The organism is Amycolatopsis anabasis (assembly GCF_009765355.1).
Taxonomy (GTDB): domain Bacteria; phylum Actinomycetota; class Actinomycetes; order Mycobacteriales; family Pseudonocardiaceae; genus Amycolatopsis; species Amycolatopsis anabasis.
The window spans coordinates 122,324-142,745 of record NZ_VTHK01000004.1 but is presented as its reverse complement, the minus strand read 5'-3'; the positions used below and the strand labels follow the sequence as shown (position 1 = coordinate 142,745).

Sequence of the window (20,422 nt, the reverse complement as noted above, 5' to 3'; positions counted from 1 at the left end):
GGTTTGACCAACCAGAATGACGCCCTCATTCAGATCCTCCCGGACATCCAGCGGGCGGCGAGGCACATCGAGATGGAGTGGAAAGGCGTCGTAGAAGCCGATGACATCGAGCAGGACATCGCCGCCCGGCTGCTGGAGAACAACTACGCCACGGTAGCGGCGAGCCTGGAGCCCCGAGCGCTGCGCCGGGCGTTGTTCAAGATCGGCGTGCAACTCGCAAGCGGCGAGCGCGTGAGTTACGAGCACTTCTCAGGCCAGTTCCGATACTCGACCGGCGAAGTGCGAGAGCGACTGGAGCGCGGTGCGCTGGTCGACGTCGGAGAGATCAAGGTTGAGGGCGCACCCGAACCGGCCTCGGTGTTCTCGGTAGAGGACGTCGATGTCCGCGTGGCGGCCGACAAGCTGTCGGTGGCCCACCAGAACGCCTTGGCACGTCGCTACGTCGACGGCCTGGTCAGTGCGGACGCCACCGACCGGAAGACCGTCCAGCGCGCCGTGGACGCGCTCACGCACGAGCTGAACCGCGAGTTTCGGCGAGCCGCCGAGGCGCACGACGGGCCGGGCTCCCGGCAGGCCGTGTCCAACGCTCAGGCGCATGTGTCCCTGAAGCGCCAGGCGTGACCCAGTCCGTTCGGACTGGATTCCAAACAACGAAAGGAAGAACCAAGTGACCTTCGATCCGTTCGCTGATGCCCCTGCCGACGAGGCGCAGGCTGCTCCGGCTCAGGCTCCGGCGGCCACCCCGGCGCGGCCGGTCGCGGCTGGCTCGGAAGGCAAGGTGGTGGTGACCCTGAAGGGCGGCGCGGGCTTTGACGCTCCGTGGGTGGTCGTCCACGCGGCCGACGTCGAGGACGCCATCGGTCACCTGTCGGACGAGAAGTTGCGGGATCTGCTGGACCGCACCAAGCGCGCGGGCGGCTACTTCGCGGGTGGCAGCTCGGCACCGCAGGGCGGCGGGCAGCAGCGGCAGGCCGGAAAGCCCGAGGGCGCGGACCAGGCCCCCGGCGGCGAGGAACGCTATTGCAAGCACGGTCAGATGCAGTTCAAGTCGGGCGTGTCCAAGTCCAGCGGGAAGGCGTACAAGGGTTTCTTCTGCTCGGAGCGTGACCGCAACGAGCAGTGCAAGCCGGAGTTCATCAAGTAAGTCCTAGATAGACCAGCACCGCTAGGGGCCTGAGGCGCGATGACCTCGGCCCCTTTTGTGTGCCCGGAAAAGGAGATCGATGGTCAACGTCGAAGTCCATTTCACGAACGGCCAGGTCCAGCACGCCGAAGGCGTGACCGTGGACGAGGGCCTCACCGCTCTGACCGTCCACACGGGACCAGCGGAGAAGACCGTGATCCCGCTCGTCAACGTCCAGTTCTACGACATCGAGGAAACCAATTGAGCAACTCTCTTCAGGAAGCACTCGACCAGCTCGTCAAGACCGCTTCCGACATTCAGCAGCAGGTCAATGTTGTCGCTCGCGAGAACCGGAGACTGAAAGACCGGTACGGCAACCAGAAGAAGCTGACTGCCCGCGACGTCGCCCGTATTCGCGAACTGGCCTCGGCGAATTGGAAGCAGGTCGACATCGCCGACGCGTTCGACATCAACCCGGCCACCGTGAGCCGGATCGTCCGGCACAAGTACTGGGCCTGATCGACCGCAGCGAAAGGAGAGGCGGTGAAGGAACACCGCTACGTGGTCGAGGGCGAGCCGGTTTCTATCAAGGTCGCAGAGCATGAGGACGACCTGGAAACCTTCCGGGACTTCGTGCGGTCCAACCTTCGCGCCCTCGCGGTTGACTCGGAATCGACGGGCCTGGACATCTACGGCCAGGACCACCGGCTACGGCTGGTCCAGTTCGGGACCAAGACCGAGTCGTGGGTAATCCCGGTAGAACTCGGCGGGCGGTTCAAGGAGGACGCTCGCCGGGCTCTCCTCGGCGTGGACAAGCTCGTCTTCCAGAATGGCGTCTTCGACCTCCAGGAGTTCGACCGGCACTTGGGCGTGGAGATGGAGAAGCTATGGCCCAAGGTGTTGGACACCAAGATACTGGCGCACCTGGCCGACCCCCGGGGACAGGAAGAAGGTGGGATTGGGCAGGGCCTCGAAGCCTTGACCGCCCACCACATCGACGCCCAGGCAGCCGATGAGGTCAAGGGTCTGATGGCCCGACTTGCCAAGGAACACAAGACGACCAAGTCGCGCATCTGGTCCAAGGTGGACACGTTCCATCCCGAGTACAACCTGTACGCGGGCATGGATACGGTCCTGGCCGCCCGGCTGGCCGGGAAACTCATGCCCTTGGTGCCCAGCTCGGCGCGGGGTCTGATCTCTTACGAGCACAAGATTGCCGAGATCTGCTCGTACATGGAGCGGACTGGCTTCCTGCTCGACGTGGACTACACGCTGGAGCTGTCGGCCCGGCTGGCGGGGGAGGAGCAGGCGTACACGGAGATCGCGGCCAAGCTCGGGTGCGAGAACGTCAACAGCACTGAGCAGGTTGCCGACGTCCTGGAGTCCCGAGGCGTCAAGATCACCGACCGCACGCCGACCGGCAAGCGGAAGGTGGACAAGAAGCTCCTTGATGAACTGGTCCAGCAGGGTGACGAGTTCGCCATTGCGGTGAAGGAGGCCAAGAAGGCCCGCAAGTGGAGGTCCACGTGGGTTGACGGGTTCTTGTCCAACATGGACAGCGACGGCCGTTGCCATGCCTCGATCAACGCCCTTCGCGCCCGCACGGCGCGGATGAGCATCACGGGCATTCCGGCCCAGACGTTGCCCTCGGGCGACTTCATGATCCGGCGCTGCTTCGTGGCGGACGAGGGCCATCTGATCGGCTCTGTCGACTACCAGGCGCAGGAGCTTCGCGTCCTGGCTGCGCTCTCCGGCGACCCGACGATGATCCAGGCGTTCGCCGAGGGGGCCGACCTCCACCTGATGACCGCTCAAGCGGCCTTCGGAGACCACATCACGAAGGACGACAAGGAGCGGAAGTGGGCCAAGGTCGTGAACTTCGGCCGGGTCTACGGCGGCGGAGCCAAGACCGTGGCTGAACAGACCGGCCTGGACATGGCCACGGCCAAGCGCGTGGTCGAGGGCTTCGACAAGGCATACCCAGGAGTGCAGAAGCTTTCCCGGAAGCTCCAGATCGAGGCCCGGCAGAACGGCTACATCACCACACCGGTGGGGCGTCGACTGCCGGTCGACCCTGACAGGGCCTACAGCGCCCTGAACTACCTCGTCCAGTCGTCCAGTCGGGACGTGACCTGCCGGGGCCTCATTCGGCTCCACAAGGCCGGTTTCACCCGGTACCTGCGCCTGCCTATCCATGACGAGGTCGTGGCGTCCCTGCCCGCGAAGCACGCGCAGTGGGGCGCGGAGCAGATCGCCCGGCACATGGCCGAACAGATGGGGCCTGTGTTCATCGGAACTGACCCCGAGGTCGGTAAGCGGTCTTGGGGCTCGTTGTACGGAGCCGCTGCATGAACGACGAATGTTTCTTCCACGGCCACGAGCCGCTGCCCGAGAACTACTACCGGGTGTGTGGCGAATGCGGCCACGTGTTCGCCACGGCCGATGAACTGCTTCGCCGCGAGCGAGAGATAGCGAACGAGGTCGGGTTCCAGCCGGAAACAGACCCGGACCGGGTCTATGTGTGCCCGCTGTGCGCGCACGACTTCTAGAAGGAGGACAAATGAACATCATCTCAGCACAACTCGAAGTGAATCCGGAGTGGAACGCCTGGGAACTCGACCAATGGGAAAGCGGCGGCGCGGAACCTGCGCCTGAGCCCGCTCTGCACATCGTCCGGCTGAAGTTCGGAAGCTACACGATCGCGGCAATCGACGTGGATGTTCCGTTCGGTGATGACGGGCGAACACAGGACGAGGCGATCGCGGAAACGCTGGCGAAGTACTTCGGAGGCAAGAAGTGAAGCACTTGACGTTCTTCGGCCTGGGCGGGGGAGTCGAGACCGATGACCTCCGGGCGCTGGCGGAGAAGTGGGCGCGGGAGAACGGCGTCAAGTTCGCGTACCGCGAGGCGACCCCCGCAGTCCGCGCGGAATACAACATCGGGCTGGTTCCGACGATCCGCTACTTCGACGAGCGCAGCGGAAAGCCTCGCATCGAGGCGAAGCTTCGCACCGAGATTCTTCGATTCCTGAAGGAGGAGAGTATTTGAGCGAGTTCGTGACGCTCGACTCCGGCAAGCGGCACGAGTTCGAGTCTGGGATGCGTCGGGACGCCCAGGAGGGCAAGCCCCGGTACGACCTGATCCCCCTGTGGTTCCTGCGGGAGCTGGCCGAGCTGATGGCCCGGGGAGCGGAGAAGTACGGGGACCGGAATTGGGAGCTGGCCAACTCGAAGGAAGAGGCCGACCGGATGGACGCCTCCGGGCTCCGGCACCACTTCCAGTACCTCGAAGGCGACCGGACTGAGAACCACCTCGCGGCGGTGTGTTTCAACCTGTTCGCCGCCGAGCAGACGAGGCGGAAGGTCGCAGCGGCAGAGGCCCCGAAGAAGCTGCCCGAGGCCGTCAGCAGGTGGGAGGCGGGCGAGTGAACTGGGAGACCGTTGGGTACCTCGACACCGGCCCGAAGCTGCCCGAGCCGAGGAAGAACCTGCTCTGGCTGGCCGTCGACCTAGACGGCACCCTGGCCGAGCCCCTGTGGACGCCAGACAACCCGACGTCCGAGATCGGCAATCCGATCTGGCGGAACGTCCACAAGCTCGACGAAGCAGTGATCGACGGATGGAAGATCGTCATCCACACGTCGCGCCCCTGGACGGACTACGAGGCCATCGAGGCGTGGCTGAACTACTGGGGCATCACGTTCCACAAGATCGTGTGCGGGAAGCTCCTGGCCGCCGCCTACATCGACGACCGATCGGTCCACGCCGAGGACGACGTATGGGCTCCAGGTGGCCTGTCCACTCGTTCGATCACGAAGACGGTCGAGTTGCGTCAGAAGCGGTTCGCACGGTCGTGGACCGAGATGTTCCGGCTGGCCTCGAAGCTGTGCGGGGAGGGCAAGTGACCGATGACCGCGCGCCAGAGATCGACTTCGGCCGGGACACGACTGATGTCTTGGTGCAGGTCCGGACGGTGCTCTCCCGAGCGGAGACTGCGCTGAAGATGCTCCGAGGCCGGGACGGCACCGGTCCCGTGTACTGGGTCGTGCCCCCGCAGCCGATCTTCTCGGGGACGGAGACGAACGACTACGGCGGTCCGCAGTTCCTCGGGTACTCGGACGGGATCAGCGTCCCGCACCCCGGCGGAGACGAGATGGTCAGCGCCCTGGAGGGCCTGATCGAACGGCTGTCGCCGTTCCGGCGGACCGGGAGGCCGAAGAAGTGAGCGGGCCGTACGACTTCGAGCTGACCGTATCGAAGGACGGTAAGGAGCTGGCCGTGCTGTCCGGGGTCACCACAGGCCCGCTGGACAAGATCATCGTGGAGGAGAAGCGTGCAGCCGGGTACTGGTCCGCGTTCCCCGACATGACCGTCCGTCTCCCTGGCGTGGCCTTGGTGAGCTTGCAGACGGAGGGCGAATGACGGAGCTGATCGAGCACGTGGCCAAGAAGCTGGCCGCCTGGGATTGGGAGCACAGCGGGCACCAGGAGCCGGAGGACTTCTACGAGGGCATGGCCGAGGTCGCCGTACGATCGGTCCACGACTTCCGAGAGGAGACCGTGGTGCCTACCCACCCCAACGAGATCCGGCCCGGTCAGCACATCGACTACCAGGGGTGGCACGTCGAAGTGGCTGAGGTACAGGTCGGCACACACCCGTTGACCGGTGCACCATCGTGGAGCATCTTGCGCCTGGACCCGGACGGGAAGCTTCGGCATGAACTCACCCTGTACGAGGAAGACCGGGTGGAGATCCGCATCGATGAGGGGTAACGCCCCAGGTCAGGCGGCCGATACCTCCGGGTAAGAAAGGAGGCCGCCGTGCCTGCTCACCTCCACGTACCCCTCCCGGGGCCGTTCTCGTACTCGGTCCCGCTCGGCGGCGTTAGCCGCACGGGCAGCCTGGCCGCCACAGTGACGAAGTGGCTGCTCCTGTCCCCGTTCCTGCTCGCTTGGTGGGCGATCGTCGCGGCCATCTGGCTGGTCTTCGGAGCCCTGGCCGTCGTCGTGTTCGTCTGGACGTTCGTCTTCCGACTGATCACCGCGAAGACGTCGGAGACGTCCGAGCCTGCTAAACCCGCCTAATACGCAAAGCGCCCCCTCCCTTCGCGGGAGGGGGCCTTTTTGCGTTTCCGGGTATTTACTTACTTGGCTCTTTGCCCCCCAGACTGCGGAGTGCTTCGTTGCCAAGCTCCCGTGCTTCTTCGGCGCGGTCTCGGCTGCGCTCCCTTTCCGCAGCAGTTCGCTCGTCCGCCATCAAATCGGCTCCTTGTCTTCCAGTATCTTGATAGCCAGGTCTCGGGCAACCGGATCGTCGTCTTCGCGCAGCGGGGTAAGGATTGCCGCCAGAACGTTCTCTCGTCTCCACTCCGCTATGAGCGATAGAAGGCTCTCTCTGGTTTGACGTGCGGAAACCACGAACTCGTCTTGCTCGTAGTCGTGCAATGCCCGCGACTTTGAACGGAAGGCGTTGCGAGCAGCGTTCCAGGCGTCGGCCTCTTTCATGTGGCTCCCTGTGGTTGCATAAGACAACCCCGACACCGTTGAGGGAGTGGGTGCCGGGGCAGTCTAGACAAGAACTCGGAATCTGTTGGAAATGACAATCAGCTTGCTATGGGCACATCAGACATGTCTACGCCGGTCCTCCTTCCTCCGCGCCGTTGTTTACCCCTGCCCGGATCTCGGGCAGTACTTTTGCTTTCAGCCACTCCTCGAACCGGCGGGCCTGCTCTTGTTTTATGCTGCGCGTGATCAAGTACATTAGGTCGTCAAGCCGTATGGTCGCGACGGTCTCAGCGCCAGGAGGTGTGCGGATAGCGATTACCTTTCCGCCACGCACAAGCACGGGTACAAGGAGTTTCACAGGGGCATCTTCGTAGCCCAGTACCTCGCACACATCGGACGCTGCGAACATTGGCGTCCCGGCCAAGTGTACAACTCTTACCCGCTGCCCTTCATAGGTGAATTCCCTGAAGGGCTCGTTAACCGCGACCATTCTGTTCCCTATCTACGCCGCCATACCGGGCGGACTGTGTTGAGCCACCACACGTAGAGAAGCGCGCCGAGCTGCGTCCTGTTCATCAGCGCGTGCCAGATGGGCACGAACACGGTGAGCGCTAGGACGGCTCCCATCGTCGCCAGAACCCAGCCCATGACGTCTCCTAGTGCGGTTTGTGGATGGACGACAGAGCCGAGCGGCTAACTGCGGGAGGGGGTCGTCATCGAGTCGCAGCCCCTACCCGGCCCTGTCGTCACAAAGGCCGAAGCCAAGTCCCCGGCGGGCGTACCTGCTGATTGGCTGCCAGTGCGGTGGGGACTTGACTTTGGCCCGCGTGGGGCGTGACCTTGGCTCGCGTCCTGCGGCTTACTGGACGTATAGAGGTGAGCCGTTGATCGTGCCCCACGGGTAGCCTCTTACGAGAACTGCGAGGATGGAACGGTTTCGGCGTTGACAGGGCGTTGACATGACGACAGGTGACATGCTGCGGATGGCTAGGCAGGCAGCAGGGCTAAGCCTCGCCCAGATGGGGCAGCGCGTGAACTACACTGCGTCATATCTGAGTTTGGTAGAGACAGGCAAGCGTCGAGTAGTTGATGATGTAGTCGCGGCTTACGAGGGGGAGCTAGGCATAGCCGATTGGAGCGACTACATGGACCGTCGAGAGTTTCTGTCCCTTTCGGGCGGTGTGGTAGCTGGTGAACTTATTGCCCGTTCAGAGGGTGCACCTGCCGACCAGTTAGCATCGATTCTTTCAGCCACTCGGCGACTTGAGGATAACTCCGGTGCAGCCGCTGTTCTTCCTGCTGTGCGAGGGTTTTCGTTACTTGCGGAGCGCTTGACGAAGGAAGCCCGATTGGCTGTGCATAGCCGGACCGCGTGTGTCGCAAGTGAGATTCTGCAATACCGAGGCTGGCTTGAGTTTTCGACCGGCCGTCGACAGGCGGCTGATGGCAGCATCGATCGAGGTATTCAACTCGCAAAAGCGGCGAAAGATCCAGACCGTCTAGTCAGGGGCTTGAGCTTCCTTGCCCACTTCAAGGTGGGTGACGCCAATGTGGGTGAGGCCGGGGACCTGATCGATGCAACACTGAGGGTGAAGGGCGCGCATCCGATGCGCCGGGTATCGAGCCTCTATCACCGCGCGAGGGTTCAGGCCGTGCTCGGCGAGAGCTATCAGGCTCAGAGGACGCTCGCCGATGCCGACAAGTCCGCCGAGAAGACCTCGGGACGAACGCCCCCTGAAGACGTGTACTGGTACTCAGACGGCCTGTGGGGGCTCTATCGAGGCCGCGTCCTCTATCACCTCGGCCAGCGAGAGCAAGGGCTGGCAGAGGTCCGTTCCGGGCTTACGGCGATGCCCGCAGCAGACCGGTCCGCCGAGTGGTGCCAGCCGTGGCGGCGGTCAATGGAGCGAGAACAAGTGCCGGACTGACGGCTCCCCCTCGGGTGTTGCCCTGACGGGCCGACGACGTGTACCGTCGACATCCCCCGGCTTACTTTGTTCGGAGTCCTCGAAGCAGAACTGGGTCAGGTACATCTCGTCGCCGAGCCGCCCCTCGGCCGCCATCGCCTTCATGAACGGCTGGATGTCCTCGGTGACCGCTTCCTCACCGGCGATGAACTGCGCGCACAGGTAGGTCGCCGAACGCCGCTCCTCGTCGGTCAGCGTCCGCCAGTCCGCCGCGTCCTGGCTGAAGTCGATGTCCGCCGGGTTCCAGAACTTCTTGTTCCCCTTGACGAACAGCCGCAGCGGAAAGGCGTCCCAGTTGAGCCCGCCCCGCCGCAGCGACTGGAAACCGGTGCGACGGGCGGCGATGGTCTCGGTCATTTCGGCACCTCTCGTGTCACTCCATTGTGGACGAATACCGGTCGATCGCGGGCGCGATCGCGGCGCAGACCATGTCGGCGGCCTCGGCCGCGGAATGGGTGCGCAGCACCAGGTGGCTCAGCGAGAGCCGGACCACGGTCTCGGCGAGCAGCGCGGCGTGCTCCGCGCTCAGCGACGGCAGCCGTTCGGTGTAGTGGTTCGCGGCGAGTTCGGTGGCCGCGCGCAGGATCGGCTCGCCCTTGGTGGTCAGCAGCGGCAGCAGGTCCTCACCGGCCTCGGTGCCGAGCGCCGCGGCGACCAGGCGGTTCTCCCGGGCGTGCTCGATCGTGTACCGGACGGCCGAACGCACCCCGGCCAGCAGTTCCGGCGCGTCGGCGAACCGCTGCTGGATGCCGTCCAGGAACTCGCCCGCGGTCCGCAGCGCCACCGCCTGCACCAGGGTGGCCTTGTTGCCGAACTCGTTGTAGACCGTCTGCCTGCTCACCCCGGCCGCGGCCGCGACGTCGGCCATGCGCAGCCCGGCGTAACCCTTGTCCGGGAGCTGCCGGGTGGCCGCGTCGAGCAGCGCCTCGCGCAGGGAGTCCCGGACCCGTTCGGTGAAGGCGGTGATCTCTGCCACACGGCCAGCTTGACACAGGTGCCTGCCATGTCAAGTAGCTGTACGTGTCCCATTCGTGTGTAAAGCGTCCGGTTCGTGGACCGCGCGGTTCGTGTCGGTGGGCCCGGCTACCGTGGAGGTGTGGGGATCACCGTGGGCTTCGACCTGGACATGACGCTCATCGATCCGCGACCGGGCATGGTCGCGGCGATGAACGCGCTCGCCGACGAGTCGGGGCTCGCGCTGGACGGTGAGCACTTCGCGGCGAACCTCGGCCCGCCGCTGGACGAGGTGCTGCGCGGTTTCGAGGCGCCGGAGGAGCGCATCCCGGGGCTGGTCGACCGGTTCCGCGCGCTGTACCCGGAGATCGTGATCCCGCGCACGGCCGCGCTGCCCGGCGCGGCCGCCGCGCTGGACGCCGTGCGGGCCGCCGGGGGCAGCACGCTCGTGGTCACCGGCAAGTACGCCCCCAACGCCGCCCTGCACCTGCGCGCACTCGGCTTCGAGGTGGACGCGCTGGTCGGCGAACTGTGGTCCACCGGCAAGGCGGAGGCCCTGCTCGACCACGGCGCGACCGTCTACGTGGGCGACCACCTCGGCGACGTGCGCGGCGCGCTGGCCGCGGGCGCGCTCGCGGTCGGCGTCACCACGGGCCCGTGCACCCGCGCCGAACTCCTGGATGCCGGTGCGCACGTGGTTTTCGCCGACCTCGGCGACTTCCCGGCCTGGCTCGACGCGGAGTTAGAGAGGGGGCGGCTTGGGGAAACCAGGAAAGACACGCGATCTAGGCGGCCCGGCGGTGTTCCCGGACCAGGGCGATCAACCCGAGGCCCAGTCCGAGCGGGGTGACGACCCCGGCACCGGCGGACAGCCAGACCGGCAGGTTCTCCAGCCCGGCGGCGAAGAGTATGAAAACCGCCAGCACGGCGAGCATGCCCAGGGCGAACAAACCGATGCCGGTGCGCATCAACCAGGACTTGCGCGGGGCCATTGGGGTGGCGGTTTCCATGTGCTCCAGGGTATCTGCTTCTCCAACTCGCCTCCCCCGGGCTAGGCTGAGCAGATGCGCGTCCTGGGTACGCCCCTGGGGCGCGTTCGTCGTGTGGGACCACCTAGGCAGCATGCGATGAAGAACACGTCAACGAAGGAACGGTGAGGGCAGTGCCGACCGGCAAGGTCAAGTGGTACGACGCGGAAAAGGGTTTCGGATTCGTCACCCAGGATGGCGGCGAGGACGTCTACATCCGCAAAACCGCTCTACCGCAGGGCGTGGAAGGGCTCAAGGCCGGCCAGCGGCTGGAGTTCGGGGTCGCCGACGGCCGGCGCGGACCGCAGGCCCTGTCCGTGCGGCTGCTCGACCCGCCGCCGTCGGTCGCGGAGGCCCGCCGCCGTCCCGCCGAGGAGCTGCACGGCCTGATCGAGGACATGATCAAGCTGCTCGAGTTGAAGGTCCAGCCGGACCTGCGCCGCAACCGGTACCCGGACCGCAAGCACACCAAGCGGATCGCCGAGGTCATGCGGGCCGTCGCGCGGGACCTCGACCCGTAAACCAGGGTCAGCCCGGCTGCACCTGCAGCGACCACAACGCGCGCACGACCAGCTGCGGGTTGCCCGCCTCGTCGAGGATCGGGTTGCCCGCCTGGTCGGCCGCGTAGGCCGCGCCGAGCTGCTGGATCTCCACCACCGCGAGCTGCCCGCCGGGCACGTTCGGGGTGGCGGTGTAGGCGTGCTTCGAACCGGGGGAGAAGTACTCCTGCTTGACCGGCTGGTACTCGCCCTTTTCATTGGTGTACTGGACGTTCACCACCCACGGGGTGTCGGTGACCTCCTTGGGCACCGAGATCTGCACCGGTTTGCCCGGCCGCACCTTGAGGCTGACCGTCGACTCCTGGTGCTGCTCGCACTGCTTCAGCAGCGCGTCGCAGTTGATCAGCGGCTGCGCGTTCACGGTGTGGCCGTCGGCGTAGAACGTCACTTCGGGCGGCCCCGGAGCCGAACACCCGGTGACCACCACGGCCCCCAGCACGAACAAGACCGCCAAAACCCGTCGCATGAGCACAGAGATTACGAGCCCGGCCAGTTGCGCGAGGGGGCCGGTCCCCTCGCCGCGCCGGGAACGGGGGTGCTCCCGGTCTGGTCCGGGCGCAACGGCCGGTCGCCGCCCAGGCCCGGCACCAGCGAAGTCCCCCGGTGCACCAGCATGGTCTGCACCAGCCCGACGGACAGCAGAACGGTCACCACCAGGAAGCCGATCCAGTAGGTCGGCGGCAGCAGCAGCCCGATCACGCCGCCGAAGCACCAGGACAGCTGCAGCACGGTCTCCGACCGCCCGAACGCCGACGCCCGGGACTCCTCGGGCAGATCCTCCTGGATCACCGCGTCCAGGCTGATCTTGGCGAGTGCGCTGGCCATCGCGCCGATCAGGCCGACCAGGGCCGCGGTGGCGACCCCGGCCATCAGGGTCGCCAGCAGGGTGGCCAGCACGCACGCGCCGACGCAGCCGAGGATCACCTGATCCGGCTTGCCGAAGTGCAGGCGCGAGCCGAGCGCGTTGCCGACGAACCCGCCGACACCCGCCGCCGCGCCGATGCTGCCCAGCAGCAGGAGCTGGGTGAACGCGCTCTCCCCGCTGTTCTCGTGCTGCGCCTTCACCGCGAACGCGGCGAACATCAGCAGGAACCCGGTGAGCACCCGGACCGATCCGTTGCCCCACAAGGACACCACTATCTGGCGTCCCATCGGCTGGCGCTTCTTCTTCTCCGGGTGCGCCGACAGCGACGCCGGAACCTCGCCCTCGGTGGCCTCCACCCAGGACGGGATGCGCATCGACTGCACCGCGGCGACCACGCAGATGAGCGCGGTGAACCAGAGCGCGCCGGCGGAGCCGGAGATCGCGTTGACCCCGGCCGCGAGCGCGCCGAACACACCCCCGCCGACCAGGCCGAACACCGTCAGCCGGGCATTGGTCTTGGACAGGGTGATCTCCGGTGGCACCACCCTCGGCGTGACCGCCGCCTTGAGCACGGTGAACGATTTGGACAGCACCATCATGCCGAGCGCGGCCGGGTAGAGGATCCAGTCGTCGAAGTGCAGGGCCATGATCACGGCCATCAGCGCCTGGCCCGCCGAGGCCACGCACATGGCCAGCCGCCGGCCCCGCTGGATCCTGTCCAGCGCCGGGCCGATCACCGGGGCGACCAGCGCGAACGGCGCGATGGTGACCAGCAGGTACAGCGCGACCTTGCCCTTGCTGCTGTCCGCGCTGGTCGGCGAGATGAACAGGGTGTTCGCCAGCGCGATCATCATCGCCGCGTCGCTGGCGTAGTTCAGCAGGACCGCGTAGGTGAGCGCGGTGAGCCCGGACTTGTCCGCGCCGTCGGCCTTGGTGGCCCGCTGGAACGCGCCCACCGCCTGCCCGGTGAGCTGGCGGCCGCGCAGCGCGGCGACCCGGGTCACGGTCAGCTTCTTGGGCAGGCGCGGCAGGCTGCCCGCGCCCGCGGCGGCCGTGGTGCCGTGCTGGGCGGATTCGGGTTTCGGCGGCTCGGGGGCGGGGTGCCGCGGTTCGCCCGCGTAGCCGCCGGTGTCGTAGCGCTCGTAGTCGTCGTAGTACCCGCCCGGCGGCACCGGGGGAACGTCCCGGCGGGTGCGCGGCGGCTCGCGCCGGACCGGCTCGGTCCGCCGCGCCGAGGGGTCGTTCGGCGGCGGGTACGGCCGGGCGCCCCGCGGCGGATACCCGGACCGGCCCATCGGGACCGCGCCGGTCGGCGCGTCGTCGGCGGTCGGGGTCGGCCGGTCGACCGGCGGCATCTTGCGGGTCGGCGGTCGGGGCGGCACGTCGTCGTAGAAGTAGCTGCGCGGCGGTTCGGGCGGCGGGCGCCAGGAGGGCGCCTTTCCGGAGCCGGGTTCCGGCGTCCACTTGCGCTTGCTCTTGCGCCCGGCGCGCCCCTTGCCCCAGCGGCCGAACTTCGAACCGCCGGGTCCGGGCTGCGAACCGGATCGAGTCATAACGTCAATCCTGCCGTATGGAGGGGGTGGCGCGCCCGCAGGTTTGGCCAGGTTGACGCGTGTCACCCCGGAACGGGTGCCCTAGCGGACCGGGACGAAACGCACTTCGAACAGCTTCGGCCACAGCTTCCCGGTGAGCAGGAACCGGTCGGTGCCGGGCCGGGCGGCGATGCCGTTGAGCACGTCCGCGCCGTGTTTCTCGTCCGGGGTGAGCAGGCCGGAGGCGTCGATCGTCGCGGTGACCCGGCCGGACGCCGGGTCGATGCGCAGGATCTCGTCGGACTGCCAGACGTTCGCGTACACCGCGCCACCCGCGCATTCGAGCTCGTTGAGCCGGTCGAGGACGCGGTCGCCGTCCCGGACCGTCACCGCGCCGACCTGGGCGAACGTGCCCGGATCGCGGAAGGTGAGCCGGGCCGAACCGTCGCTCATCACCAGCCGGCCGTCCTGGTGGCACAGGCCCCAGCCCTCGCCGGAGTAGGGGACCCGCCGCCGCTCGGCCAGGGTGGCCGCGTCGCGTTCCAGTGCGATCCCGTCCTTCCAGGTGAGCTGCCAGACCGACGAGCCGACCAGGGTGATGCCCTCGCCGAACAGCGGCGCGGGCAGATCGACCCGGGTGGTCGGCGGCTGCCCGGGCGGCCCGGCGCGCAGCGAAGACTGCCCGATCAGCCCGGTGCCCTCGTAGAGCGTGCCGCCGGACAGTTCGAGGCCCTGGGTGAACGCGCCCGGGTCGTGCGGCAGCGTGCCGACCACCTCGGCGCGGAGTCTGTCCGGACGGGCTGGACCTGCGGGTTCGGCGGGCCGGGAGGCCGCGCAGCCCGCGAGCGCGACGACCAGGGCGATCAGGAAGGCTTTCAGCACAGGCACCGGGTAAGCCTGACATGAAGTGGTGGGTACGCGTGCTGCACAATTGGGGGTATGACGCTGCTGCTCACGCTCGACGACGGTTCCGTCCAGCGGGCGCTCGCCGACGCCGTTGACCTGGCCCGCGAGGCCGCGGTGGAGGACGCCGGGGCCGAGCAGGTGGGTGCGCACGCCGGATTCGAACGCGAGGACGCGGTCTCGATCAGCCATCTGTTCGAGGCGAAGGTCCCGGGGTACCGCGGCTGGCGGTGGTCGGTGACCGTGGCGACCGCGGGCGACGGCGCGCCGGTGACGGTGAGCGAGGTCGTGCTGCGGCCCGGGCCGGACGCCTTGGTCGCGCCGACCTGGGTGCCGTGGGAGCGCCGCGTGCGCGCCGGTGACCTCGGCGTCGGTGACATCTTCCCGACCGACAAGGACGATCCGCGCCTGGTGCCCGCGTACCTCGCGTCCGACGATCCGGATGTCGAGGAGACCGCGTACGAGGTGGGGCTCGGCCGGGTGCACGTGATGTCGCGGTACGGGCGGCTCGACGCCGCGGCGCGCTGGCGGACCGGGGAGTTCGGCCCGCGTTCGGACATGGCCCGCAGCGCCCCGGACGTGTGCGGCACCTGCGGCTTCTTCCTGCCGCTGGCGGGTTCGCTGCGCGCGGCGTACGGGGTGTGCGGCAACGACATCGCGCCCGCCGACGGGCACGTGGTGAACGTGGAATACGGCTGCGGCGCGCATTCGGAGATCGAGGTCGAGGTCGCCTCGTCGGTGCCGGTCGCCGAGCTGGTCTACGACGACTCGCTGCTCGACATGGAACCGCTCCCCGCCGCCGCAGAGAACCCTGTTGGCTGATCCGTTCGGCACCGGGGAACTGCGGGACTCGGTGCTGCGGGCCTGGCGCGATTCGCCGACCCGGTTCACCGAGGACACGAACGCCGAACACGATCTGCGGGTCGGCGGCTACCGCGACCGCCTGTTCGTCGAACTCGCCCAGAACGCGGCCGACGCGGCGCAGCTGACCGGCGCCCCCGGCCGCCTCCGGGTGTCCATTGTGGACAACGAACTCCGGGTGGCCAACACCGGCGCCCCGCTGGACGCGGCCGGGGTCGCGTCGCTGGCGTCGTTGCGGGCCTCGGCGAAGCGGGCGGGCACGGTCGGCCGGTTCGGGCTCGGGTTCGCCGCCGTGCTCGCGGTGAGCGAGGAACCGCGGGTGATCTCGCGGACCGGCGGGGTGGCGTTCTCCGCGGCGCGCACCCGCGAGGCGATCGGCCGGGACGGCGCCGTGCCGGTGCTGCGGCTGCCGTGGCCGGTTCCCGACGCCGAACCACCCGCGGGGTTCGACACCGAGGTGCGGCTGCCGTTGCGGCCGGACGTGGACGCGACCGCGCTGCTGGACACGCTCGCCGCGGACGTCGAGGACCTGCTGCTCGCGTTGCCGTGGCTCGCCCGGATCGAGGTGGACACCCGCGTCTGGACCCGGTCCGGCGGCCCGCTGGTCGAACTGACCGCGCCCGGCGGAACCGTCCGGTGGCTGACCCACGCCGAACACGGCTGCGTCTGGGCGGTGCCGGTGGACGCCGACGGGGTGCCCGAACCGCAGGACACCGACGTCCTGCACGCGCCGACGCCGACCGACGAGCGGCTCTCGCTCCCGGCGCGGCTGCTCGCCTCGGCGCCGATCGAACCGTCCCGGCGGCGGTTGCTCGCCGGGGAGGCGACCCGGGCCGCGCTGGCCGGGGCCGCGGACGCCTACCCGGGACTGGTCCGCGCGCTGCGCGGCGAACACCGGCTCGCGCTGATGCCGCGTCCCGGCTTTCCGCTGTCCGAAGTGGACACAGAACTTCGGGAACTGGTGCTCGAGCGGCTCACCAAATCGGCCTGGCTGCCCGCCGCGCGCGGGCCGGAGCTGCCGGGCTCGCGGGCCCGGGTGCTCGGTGTCGACGCGCCGGACCTGGTGTCCCTGCTCGCCGACGTGGTGCCCGGCCTGGTCGCCGCGCCGCTGTGCGGTCCGGAACCGGCGCGGGCGCTCGCCCCCGCGGGGGCGGAGACGCTGGGCATGGCCGAGCTGGTCGAGGCGCTGACCGGGCTGGACCGGGAACCGCCCTGGTGGCGGTCGCTCTACGCGGCGCTGCTGCCCTTGGTGGAATCGCACGCCGTCGCGGCGGACGAGCTGGGCGCGCTGCCGGTGCCGCTCGCCGACGGCCGCACGCTGCCCGGCCCGCGCGGCGCGCTGCTCTTCGGCGCCTCGCCGGACCTGCTCGAGCTGCTGTCCACCGCGGACGTCGCCGGGCTGCGGCTGGTGCATCCGGACGCCGCGCATCCGCTGCTGGAACGCCTGGGCGCCAAACCGGCCGAGGCGGGCGACCTGCTGGACGCCCTGCGCGACGCGGTGGACCGCAGCCTGGACGACCCACTGTCCGGTTTGGACACTCTCGGGCTGGCCGAGGTGGTGCTCCGGCTGGTCGCCGAGACCGGCGCGCGCGACGGGCTGGGCGCGCTGGCGCTGCCCGCCGAGCACGGCTGGCGGCGCGCCGACGAGCTGATGCTGCCGACCTCCCCGCTGCTGGAGATCTTCGACACCGAGGCGTTCGGCGAGGACGGCCCGCTGGACGTGCTGGACGAGGAGTTCGCCGACGGGCGCCCGGACGACGTGCTGACCGCGATCGGCGTGCTCGACACGTTCTTCGTGGTGGCCGACGCCGAACCGGCCGAACCCGACCACGGTCTGCCCGACGAGGACGAGTGGTGGGAGGCGGCGGACGAGCCGCCGCCGAGCGTGTTCGCGGTGCGCGACCTCGATCTGGTGGACGACGACGCGTGGCCGGAGGCGCTGAACCTGCTCGCCGCGAATCCGGAGACCTGGCGGGCGCTGACCCTGCCCGGTGGCCACACCGGCTGGTGGATCGCGCGCTACGCCACCCTGGCCGGTCGGGCGCCGAACGAGTGGCGGCTACCCGATGCCGAGTCGCTGGCCGGGCTGTACGACCCGATCCCGGATCTCGGCCTGCGTCCGGAGCTGCTCGCCGCGATCGGCGTGCGGGACCGGCTCCGGCTCGACCCCGAGCACACCGCGGACCTGCTGGAGCGGCTGGCCGATCCGGCGCGCGAGGTGGCGCCGGGCCTGGTCCTGCGCGCGCATGCCGCACTCGCCGATGCCGACGTGCCCGGCGACCTCGCTCCGGGGTTCGTCCGCACGCTCGACGGATCGGTCACCGACGCGGACCGGGCCGTGGTGCTCGACGAACCGTGGCTGATCCCGGTCTGGCCCGCGAACCGCCTGGTCGCGGCCGAACCGGGAGACGGGCGGGCGGCCCGGCTCGCCGAACTCCTGGACCTTCCGCGGGCGAGCGAGCGGACCATCGCCGAGGTCGAGGCGGACGGCGAGTACGTCCCCTGGCGCGACCTGCCCGCCCTGGCCGCCGCCGCGGAGATCCTGGACATCCCGCTGCCCGAGGGCGGCGTCTTCGTGCACGACGAACTCCTGGTCCGGATCGACGGGCGGCCGCACGCGGTGCCGTGGTGGTCGGCGCGCACCCTGCACGCCGCGGACAGCCCGGAGGGCCTCGCCCGCGCGTTCGCCTGGGCCGCCGACCGGTGGCCGGACCGCCACCTCCTCACCACCCTCATCGACGACCCCACCCCCGGCCCCCTCCTCGGCTGAGTGAGCGGCACTATTCCGGGAAAATGCCCTAGTTGCGCGCGCAAGGAGGGCACTTTTCCGGGAAAGTGCCCTACGGTCAGAGTCCGGTTTGGGCGGTCTTCGAGCCGCGGCGGGCGGCGGCGCGTTGCCAGAGCATGATCGGCATGCCGATGAAGCCCAGCGCGGCTCCGGCGACCGTGGTCCACAGCCATACCCCGGGCGGGCCGTCCGAACCCAGGTACGCCACGAAGAGGATCGCGAAGCCGATCAGCCACAGGACTGTGCCGACCACCACTACCGGGAACAGCGCGGTGAGCTGCTTCGGCAGCTCGGGCGGGGGTCGCAATGAGCCCGTTACGTCCTGGTCGTTGATCGCTTCGGCCACGTCAGGAAGGCTACCCCGGCGGCCCCGTGCCATCGAACGACCAAGCATTGAAGGCGGATAGACCATGTGGACCAGGCTGGACCGGTTCTTCAAGATCACCGAGCTGGGCTCGACCCCGGGACGGGAGATCCGCGGCGGGATCGTCACCTTCGTCACGATGGCCTACATCGTGGTGCTCAACCCGCTGATCCTCGGCAGCTTCTCCGCCGACGACGCCGGGGCGCACAAGGACGTGCTCGGCAACATCCTGCCGGTGCCGCAGGTGGCCGCGGTGACCGCGCTGGTCGCCGGGGTGATGACCATCCTGATGGGGCTGGTGGCCAACTACCCGTTCGCGATCGCCACCGGGCTCGGGATCAACAGCCTGCTGGCGGTGACGATCGCGCCGCAGATGACCTGGCCCGAGGCGATGGGCCTGGTGGTGGTCGAGGGCGTGATCATCGTGCTGCTCGTGGTCACCGGCTTCCGGACGGCGGTGTTCCGCGCGGTGCCGCCCGCGCTGAAGTCCGCGATCGCGGTCGGGATCGGGCTGTTCATCTGCTTCATCGGCCTGGTCGACGCCGGTTTCGTCCGCCGCATCCCGGACGCGGCGAAGACGAACGTGCCGGTCGGCCTCGGCATCGACGGTTCGATCGCCTCCTGGCCGACGGCGGTGTTCGTGGCCGGGCTGCTCGTCACCGGTGTCCTGGTGGCCAAGCGGGTCCGCGGCGGGATCCTGATCGGCGTGCTCGTCTCGACCGTGCTGGCCATCGTCGTCGAGGCGATCGTGCGGGCGGGGCCGGCCAAGGGCGTCAACCCGACGGGCTGGAACCTCGGCTACCCGGCCTTGCCGGACAAGGTCTTCGGCCTGCCCGACCTGTCCCTGTTCGGTGACGTGTCGCTCGGCGCGTGGAGCAGGCTGCCCGCGATCACCGTGTCGCTGCTGGTGTTCACCCTGCTGCTGGCCAACTTCTTCGACGCGATGGGCACGCTGACCGGCCTGGGCAAGGAAGCGAACCTGGTCGACGCGAAGGGCGATCTGCCGCGGGTCGGCCGGGCGCTGTTCGTCGAGGGGCTCGGCGCGTCCGCGGGTGGTTTCGGTTCGGCCAGCTCCAACACCGTCTACGTGGAATCCGCCTCGGGCATCGCCGAGGGCGCCCGCACCGGGCTGGCCAACGTGGTCACCGGCGTGCTGTTCCTGGCCGCCATGTTCTTCACCCCGCTCTACCAGGTGGTCCCGGTCGAGGCGGCGGCGCCGGCGCTGGTCGTGGTCGGCGCGCTGATGATCGGTCAGGTCCGGGAGATCGACTTCCGCGACTTCTCGATCGCGCTGCCCGCGTTCCTGACGATCGTGGTCATGCCGTTCACCTATTCGATCGCCAACGGAATCGGCGCCGGATTCGTCAGTTACGTCGTGATCCGCGCGGTGACCGGCAAGGCACGCCAGGTGCACCCGCTGATGTGGGTGATCGCGCTCGCGTTCGTGGCCTACTTCTCGGTGGGGCCGCTGCGGGCCGCGCTCGCCTAGCAGTGGTCAAGTTCACCCAGGTGACGGAGCGATCGTAAGGTATGCTAACTAATATGTCCGAGTGTCCGCACGAGCGTTCACTGGCAAGCCGCCTGCGGCTGGCCGTGGTGCGGCTCAACCGACGGCTCCGGGCACAACGGACCAGCCAGAGCATCACGCTGACCCAGATCTCCGCACTGTCCACATTGCACAAATGTGGCGCGTTGACGCCGGGGCAGTTGGCCGCCAAGGAAGGCGTGCAGCCGCCGTCGATGACCAGGGTCATCGCCGCGCTCGAGGAAATCGGTTACGTCGAGCGCAGCCCGCACCCCACCGACGGGCGGCAGGCGATCGTCGCCCTGACCCAGCGCGGCCTGGACTACGTGCACGAGACGATCTCGGCCCGCGAGGCCTGGCTGGACAAACGGCTGGCGGAACTGAGCGGCGAGGAACGCGAACTGCTTTCCAGAGCCGCCGAGATAATCGACAGGATGGCGGGTAAGTAA

The 20,422-nt window shown here is 68.5% G+C and carries 29 protein-coding genes and 1 pseudogene; 21 read left to right on the top strand and 9 right to left on the bottom strand.

The genetic code is table 11. The features are described from left to right. The first annotated feature begins 3 nt into the window (after positions 1-3). The 14 genes from FXO23_RS06765 (at position 4) to FXO23_RS06700 (ending at position 6,206) form a co-directional block, all read left to right on the top strand. Positions 4-621 carry a hypothetical protein gene (locus FXO23_RS06765; RefSeq protein WP_158881917.1) on the top strand — a complete coding sequence of 206 codons (618 nt, stop codon included), beginning with the start codon at positions 4-6 and terminating at the stop codon, positions 619-621. A gap of 46 nt (positions 622-667) precedes the next feature. Continuing rightward, positions 668-1,144, top strand: coding sequence for a hypothetical protein (locus FXO23_RS06760; RefSeq protein ID WP_158881915.1), 477 nt, complete (start codon positions 668-670; stop codon positions 1,142-1,144). Between the two features lie 79 nt (positions 1,145-1,223). Further along, positions 1,224-1,388, top strand: coding sequence for a hypothetical protein (locus FXO23_RS06755; RefSeq protein ID WP_158881913.1), 165 nt, complete (start codon positions 1,224-1,226; stop codon positions 1,386-1,388). Next, positions 1,385-1,642: a helix-turn-helix domain-containing protein gene (locus FXO23_RS06750; protein ID WP_158881911.1), complete on the top strand. Its 258-nt coding sequence runs from the start codon at positions 1,385-1,387 to the stop codon at positions 1,640-1,642. Before FXO23_RS06755 ends, FXO23_RS06750 begins: the two co-directional genes overlap by 4 nt. 24 nt (positions 1,643-1,666) lie before the next feature. Continuing rightward, entirely contained in the window at positions 1,667-3,475 is a 1,809-nt protein-coding gene (locus tag FXO23_RS06745; RefSeq protein WP_158881909.1) for a DNA polymerase, read from the top strand. Then, entirely contained in the window at positions 3,472-3,672 is a 201-nt protein-coding gene (locus FXO23_RS06740) for a hypothetical protein (protein WP_158881907.1), read from the top strand. The genes FXO23_RS06745 and FXO23_RS06740 overlap by 4 nt, the downstream gene beginning before the upstream one ends. An 11-nt stretch (positions 3,673-3,683) precedes the next feature. Next, on the top strand, positions 3,684-3,923 hold the full coding sequence (locus FXO23_RS06735; protein ID WP_158881905.1) for a hypothetical protein: 240 nt from the start codon (positions 3,684-3,686) through the stop codon (positions 3,921-3,923). 5 nt (positions 3,924-3,928) lie between these two features. Then, positions 3,929-4,171: a hypothetical protein gene (locus FXO23_RS06730; protein ID WP_158881903.1), complete on the top strand. Its 243-nt coding sequence runs from the start codon at positions 3,929-3,931 to the stop codon at positions 4,169-4,171. Next, entirely contained in the window at positions 4,168-4,551 is a 384-nt protein-coding gene (locus tag FXO23_RS06725) for a dATP/dGTP diphosphohydrolase domain-containing protein (protein ID WP_158881901.1), read from the top strand. The genes FXO23_RS06730 and FXO23_RS06725 overlap by 4 nt, the downstream gene beginning before the upstream one ends. Further along, positions 4,548-5,027 (top strand): hypothetical protein, encoded by a 480-nt coding sequence (locus FXO23_RS06720; RefSeq protein ID WP_158881899.1) that lies wholly within the window; start codon positions 4,548-4,550, stop codon positions 5,025-5,027. Before FXO23_RS06725 ends, FXO23_RS06720 begins: the two co-directional genes overlap by 4 nt. Further along, a complete protein-coding gene (locus FXO23_RS06715; protein ID WP_158881897.1) occupies positions 5,024-5,347 on the top strand; it encodes a hypothetical protein in 324 nt (107 codons plus the stop codon). Before FXO23_RS06720 ends, FXO23_RS06715 begins: the two co-directional genes overlap by 4 nt. Then, complete coding sequence (locus tag FXO23_RS06710; protein WP_158881895.1) at positions 5,344-5,544, top strand: hypothetical protein; 201 nt, start codon at positions 5,344-5,346, stop codon at positions 5,542-5,544. Before FXO23_RS06715 ends, FXO23_RS06710 begins: the two co-directional genes overlap by 4 nt. Continuing rightward, positions 5,541-5,894 (top strand): hypothetical protein, encoded by a 354-nt coding sequence (locus tag FXO23_RS06705; protein ID WP_158881893.1) that lies wholly within the window; start codon positions 5,541-5,543, stop codon positions 5,892-5,894. The genes FXO23_RS06710 and FXO23_RS06705 overlap by 4 nt, the downstream gene beginning before the upstream one ends. A gap of 48 nt (positions 5,895-5,942) precedes the next feature. Beyond that, a complete protein-coding gene (locus FXO23_RS06700; RefSeq protein WP_158881891.1) occupies positions 5,943-6,206 on the top strand; it encodes a hypothetical protein in 264 nt (87 codons plus the stop codon). Positions 6,207-6,377: 171 nt separating this feature from the next. Here FXO23_RS06700 and FXO23_RS06695 read toward each other — a convergent pair whose 3' ends face one another. Beyond that, positions 6,378-6,626 carry a hypothetical protein gene (locus tag FXO23_RS06695; protein WP_158881889.1) on the bottom strand — a complete coding sequence of 83 codons (249 nt, stop codon included), beginning with the start codon at positions 6,624-6,626 and terminating at the stop codon, positions 6,378-6,380. A gap of 127 nt (positions 6,627-6,753) precedes the next feature. After that, on the bottom strand, positions 6,754-7,116 hold the full coding sequence (locus tag FXO23_RS06690; protein ID WP_158881887.1) for a BRO-N domain-containing protein: 363 nt from the start codon (positions 7,114-7,116) through the stop codon (positions 6,754-6,756). A 469-nt stretch (positions 7,117-7,585) separates the two neighbouring features. Here FXO23_RS06690 and FXO23_RS06685 point away from each other — a divergent pair, with 469 nt between their 5' ends. After that, positions 7,586-8,554 carry a helix-turn-helix domain-containing protein gene (locus FXO23_RS06685; RefSeq protein WP_158881885.1) on the top strand — a complete coding sequence of 323 codons (969 nt, stop codon included), beginning with the start codon at positions 7,586-7,588 and terminating at the stop codon, positions 8,552-8,554. Between the two features lie 60 nt (positions 8,555-8,614). Here the strand turns inward: FXO23_RS06685 and FXO23_RS06680 are convergent. Beyond that, positions 8,615-8,950: pseudogene (locus tag FXO23_RS06680) on the bottom strand (ribonucleotide-diphosphate reductase subunit beta); the annotation flags it as partial. Between the two features lie 16 nt (positions 8,951-8,966). Then, positions 8,967-9,569, bottom strand: coding sequence for a TetR/AcrR family transcriptional regulator (locus FXO23_RS06675; RefSeq protein WP_179956702.1), 603 nt, complete (start codon positions 9,567-9,569; stop codon positions 8,967-8,969). A 120-nt stretch (positions 9,570-9,689) separates the two neighbouring features. Between FXO23_RS06675 and FXO23_RS06670 the strand changes: the two genes are divergently transcribed. After that, positions 9,690-10,397: an HAD family hydrolase gene (locus FXO23_RS06670; protein ID WP_158881883.1), complete on the top strand. Its 708-nt coding sequence runs from the start codon at positions 9,690-9,692 to the stop codon at positions 10,395-10,397. Here the strand turns inward: FXO23_RS06670 and FXO23_RS06665 are convergent. Next, the gene (locus FXO23_RS06665) at positions 10,333-10,557 is read right to left on the bottom strand and encodes a hypothetical protein (protein ID WP_158881881.1); all 225 of its coding nucleotides are present in this window, start codon (positions 10,555-10,557) and stop codon (positions 10,333-10,335) included. The genes FXO23_RS06670 and FXO23_RS06665 overlap by 65 nt on opposite strands. A gap of 152 nt (positions 10,558-10,709) precedes the next feature. On the opposite strand from FXO23_RS06665, the gene FXO23_RS06660 reads away from it, so the two are divergent. Beyond that, on the top strand, positions 10,710-11,096 hold the full coding sequence (locus FXO23_RS06660) for a cold-shock protein (protein WP_158882436.1): 387 nt from the start codon (positions 10,710-10,712) through the stop codon (positions 11,094-11,096). Positions 11,097-11,103: 7 nt separating this feature from the next. Here FXO23_RS06660 and FXO23_RS06655 read toward each other — a convergent pair whose 3' ends face one another. The 3 genes from FXO23_RS06655 to FXO23_RS06645 all read right to left on the bottom strand — a co-directional run bounded on the left by FXO23_RS06655 (position 11,104) and on the right by FXO23_RS06645 (position 14,420). Continuing rightward, positions 11,104-11,601, bottom strand: coding sequence for a DUF2771 family protein (locus tag FXO23_RS06655; RefSeq protein ID WP_158881879.1), 498 nt, complete (start codon positions 11,599-11,601; stop codon positions 11,104-11,106). A gap of 11 nt (positions 11,602-11,612) precedes the next feature. Next, positions 11,613-13,553, bottom strand: a complete 1,941-nt coding sequence (locus FXO23_RS06650; RefSeq protein ID WP_158881877.1) for an MFS transporter — start codon at positions 13,551-13,553, stop codon at positions 11,613-11,615. 81 nt (positions 13,554-13,634) lie between these two features. Continuing rightward, positions 13,635-14,420 (bottom strand): glutaminyl-peptide cyclotransferase, encoded by a 786-nt coding sequence (locus FXO23_RS06645; protein ID WP_158881875.1) that lies wholly within the window; start codon positions 14,418-14,420, stop codon positions 13,635-13,637. Positions 14,421-14,471: 51 nt separating this feature from the next. Here FXO23_RS06645 and FXO23_RS06640 point away from each other — a divergent pair, with 51 nt between their 5' ends. Continuing rightward, on the top strand, positions 14,472-15,257 hold the full coding sequence (locus FXO23_RS06640) for a DUF3027 domain-containing protein (RefSeq protein ID WP_158881873.1): 786 nt from the start codon (positions 14,472-14,474) through the stop codon (positions 15,255-15,257). After that, positions 15,247-18,066, top strand: a complete 2,820-nt coding sequence (locus tag FXO23_RS06635) for a sacsin N-terminal ATP-binding-like domain-containing protein (RefSeq protein ID WP_158882434.1) — start codon at positions 15,247-15,249, stop codon at positions 18,064-18,066. The genes FXO23_RS06640 and FXO23_RS06635 overlap by 11 nt, the downstream gene beginning before the upstream one ends. 76 nt (positions 18,067-18,142) lie before the next feature. Here FXO23_RS06635 and FXO23_RS06630 read toward each other — a convergent pair whose 3' ends face one another. Continuing rightward, the gene (locus FXO23_RS06630) at positions 18,143-18,430 is read right to left on the bottom strand and encodes a DUF2530 domain-containing protein (RefSeq protein WP_425484843.1); all 288 of its coding nucleotides are present in this window, start codon (positions 18,428-18,430) and stop codon (positions 18,143-18,145) included. Between the two features lie 64 nt (positions 18,431-18,494). On the opposite strand from FXO23_RS06630, the gene FXO23_RS06625 reads away from it, so the two are divergent. Then, positions 18,495-19,937, top strand: coding sequence for an NCS2 family permease (locus tag FXO23_RS06625; RefSeq protein ID WP_158881871.1), 1,443 nt, complete (start codon positions 18,495-18,497; stop codon positions 19,935-19,937). A gap of 53 nt (positions 19,938-19,990) precedes the next feature. Beyond that, complete coding sequence (locus tag FXO23_RS06620; protein WP_158881868.1) at positions 19,991-20,422, top strand: MarR family winged helix-turn-helix transcriptional regulator; 432 nt, start codon at positions 19,991-19,993, stop codon at positions 20,420-20,422.

What these genes read in the sequence shown, in the direction of transcription:
- FXO23_RS06755 (WP_158881913.1), top strand. Translation starts at nt 1,224, where the DNA reads ATGGTCAACGTCGAAGTCCATTTCACGAACGGCCAGGTCCAGCACGCC.
- FXO23_RS06740 (WP_158881907.1), top strand. Translation starts at nt 3,472, where the DNA reads ATGAACGACGAATGTTTCTTCCACGGCCACGAGCCGCTGCCCGAGAAC.
- FXO23_RS06735 (WP_158881905.1), top strand. Translation starts at nt 3,684, where the DNA reads ATGAACATCATCTCAGCACAACTCGAAGTGAATCCGGAGTGGAACGCC.
- FXO23_RS06705 (WP_158881893.1), top strand. Translation starts at nt 5,541, where the DNA reads ATGACGGAGCTGATCGAGCACGTGGCCAAGAAGCTGGCCGCCTGGGAT.
- FXO23_RS06695 (WP_158881889.1), bottom strand. Translation starts at nt 6,626, where the DNA reads ATGAAAGAGGCCGACGCCTGGAACGCTGCTCGCAACGCCTTCCGTTCA.
- FXO23_RS06690 (WP_158881887.1), bottom strand. Translation starts at nt 7,116, where the DNA reads ATGGTCGCGGTTAACGAGCCCTTCAGGGAATTCACCTATGAAGGGCAG.
- FXO23_RS06685 (WP_158881885.1), top strand. Translation starts at nt 7,586, where the DNA reads ATGACGACAGGTGACATGCTGCGGATGGCTAGGCAGGCAGCAGGGCTA.
- FXO23_RS06665 (WP_158881881.1), bottom strand. Translation starts at nt 10,557, where the DNA reads ATGGAAACCGCCACCCCAATGGCCCCGCGCAAGTCCTGGTTGATGCGC.
- FXO23_RS06655 (WP_158881879.1), bottom strand. Translation starts at nt 11,601, where the DNA reads ATGCGACGGGTTTTGGCGGTCTTGTTCGTGCTGGGGGCCGTGGTGGTC.
- FXO23_RS06650 (WP_158881877.1), bottom strand. Translation starts at nt 13,553, where the DNA reads ATGACTCGATCCGGTTCGCAGCCCGGACCCGGCGGTTCGAAGTTCGGC.
- FXO23_RS06640 (WP_158881873.1), top strand. Translation starts at nt 14,472, where the DNA reads ATGACGCTGCTGCTCACGCTCGACGACGGTTCCGTCCAGCGGGCGCTC.
- FXO23_RS06625 (WP_158881871.1), top strand. Translation starts at nt 18,495, where the DNA reads ATGTGGACCAGGCTGGACCGGTTCTTCAAGATCACCGAGCTGGGCTCG.
- FXO23_RS06620 (WP_158881868.1), top strand. Translation starts at nt 19,991, where the DNA reads ATGTCCGAGTGTCCGCACGAGCGTTCACTGGCAAGCCGCCTGCGGCTG.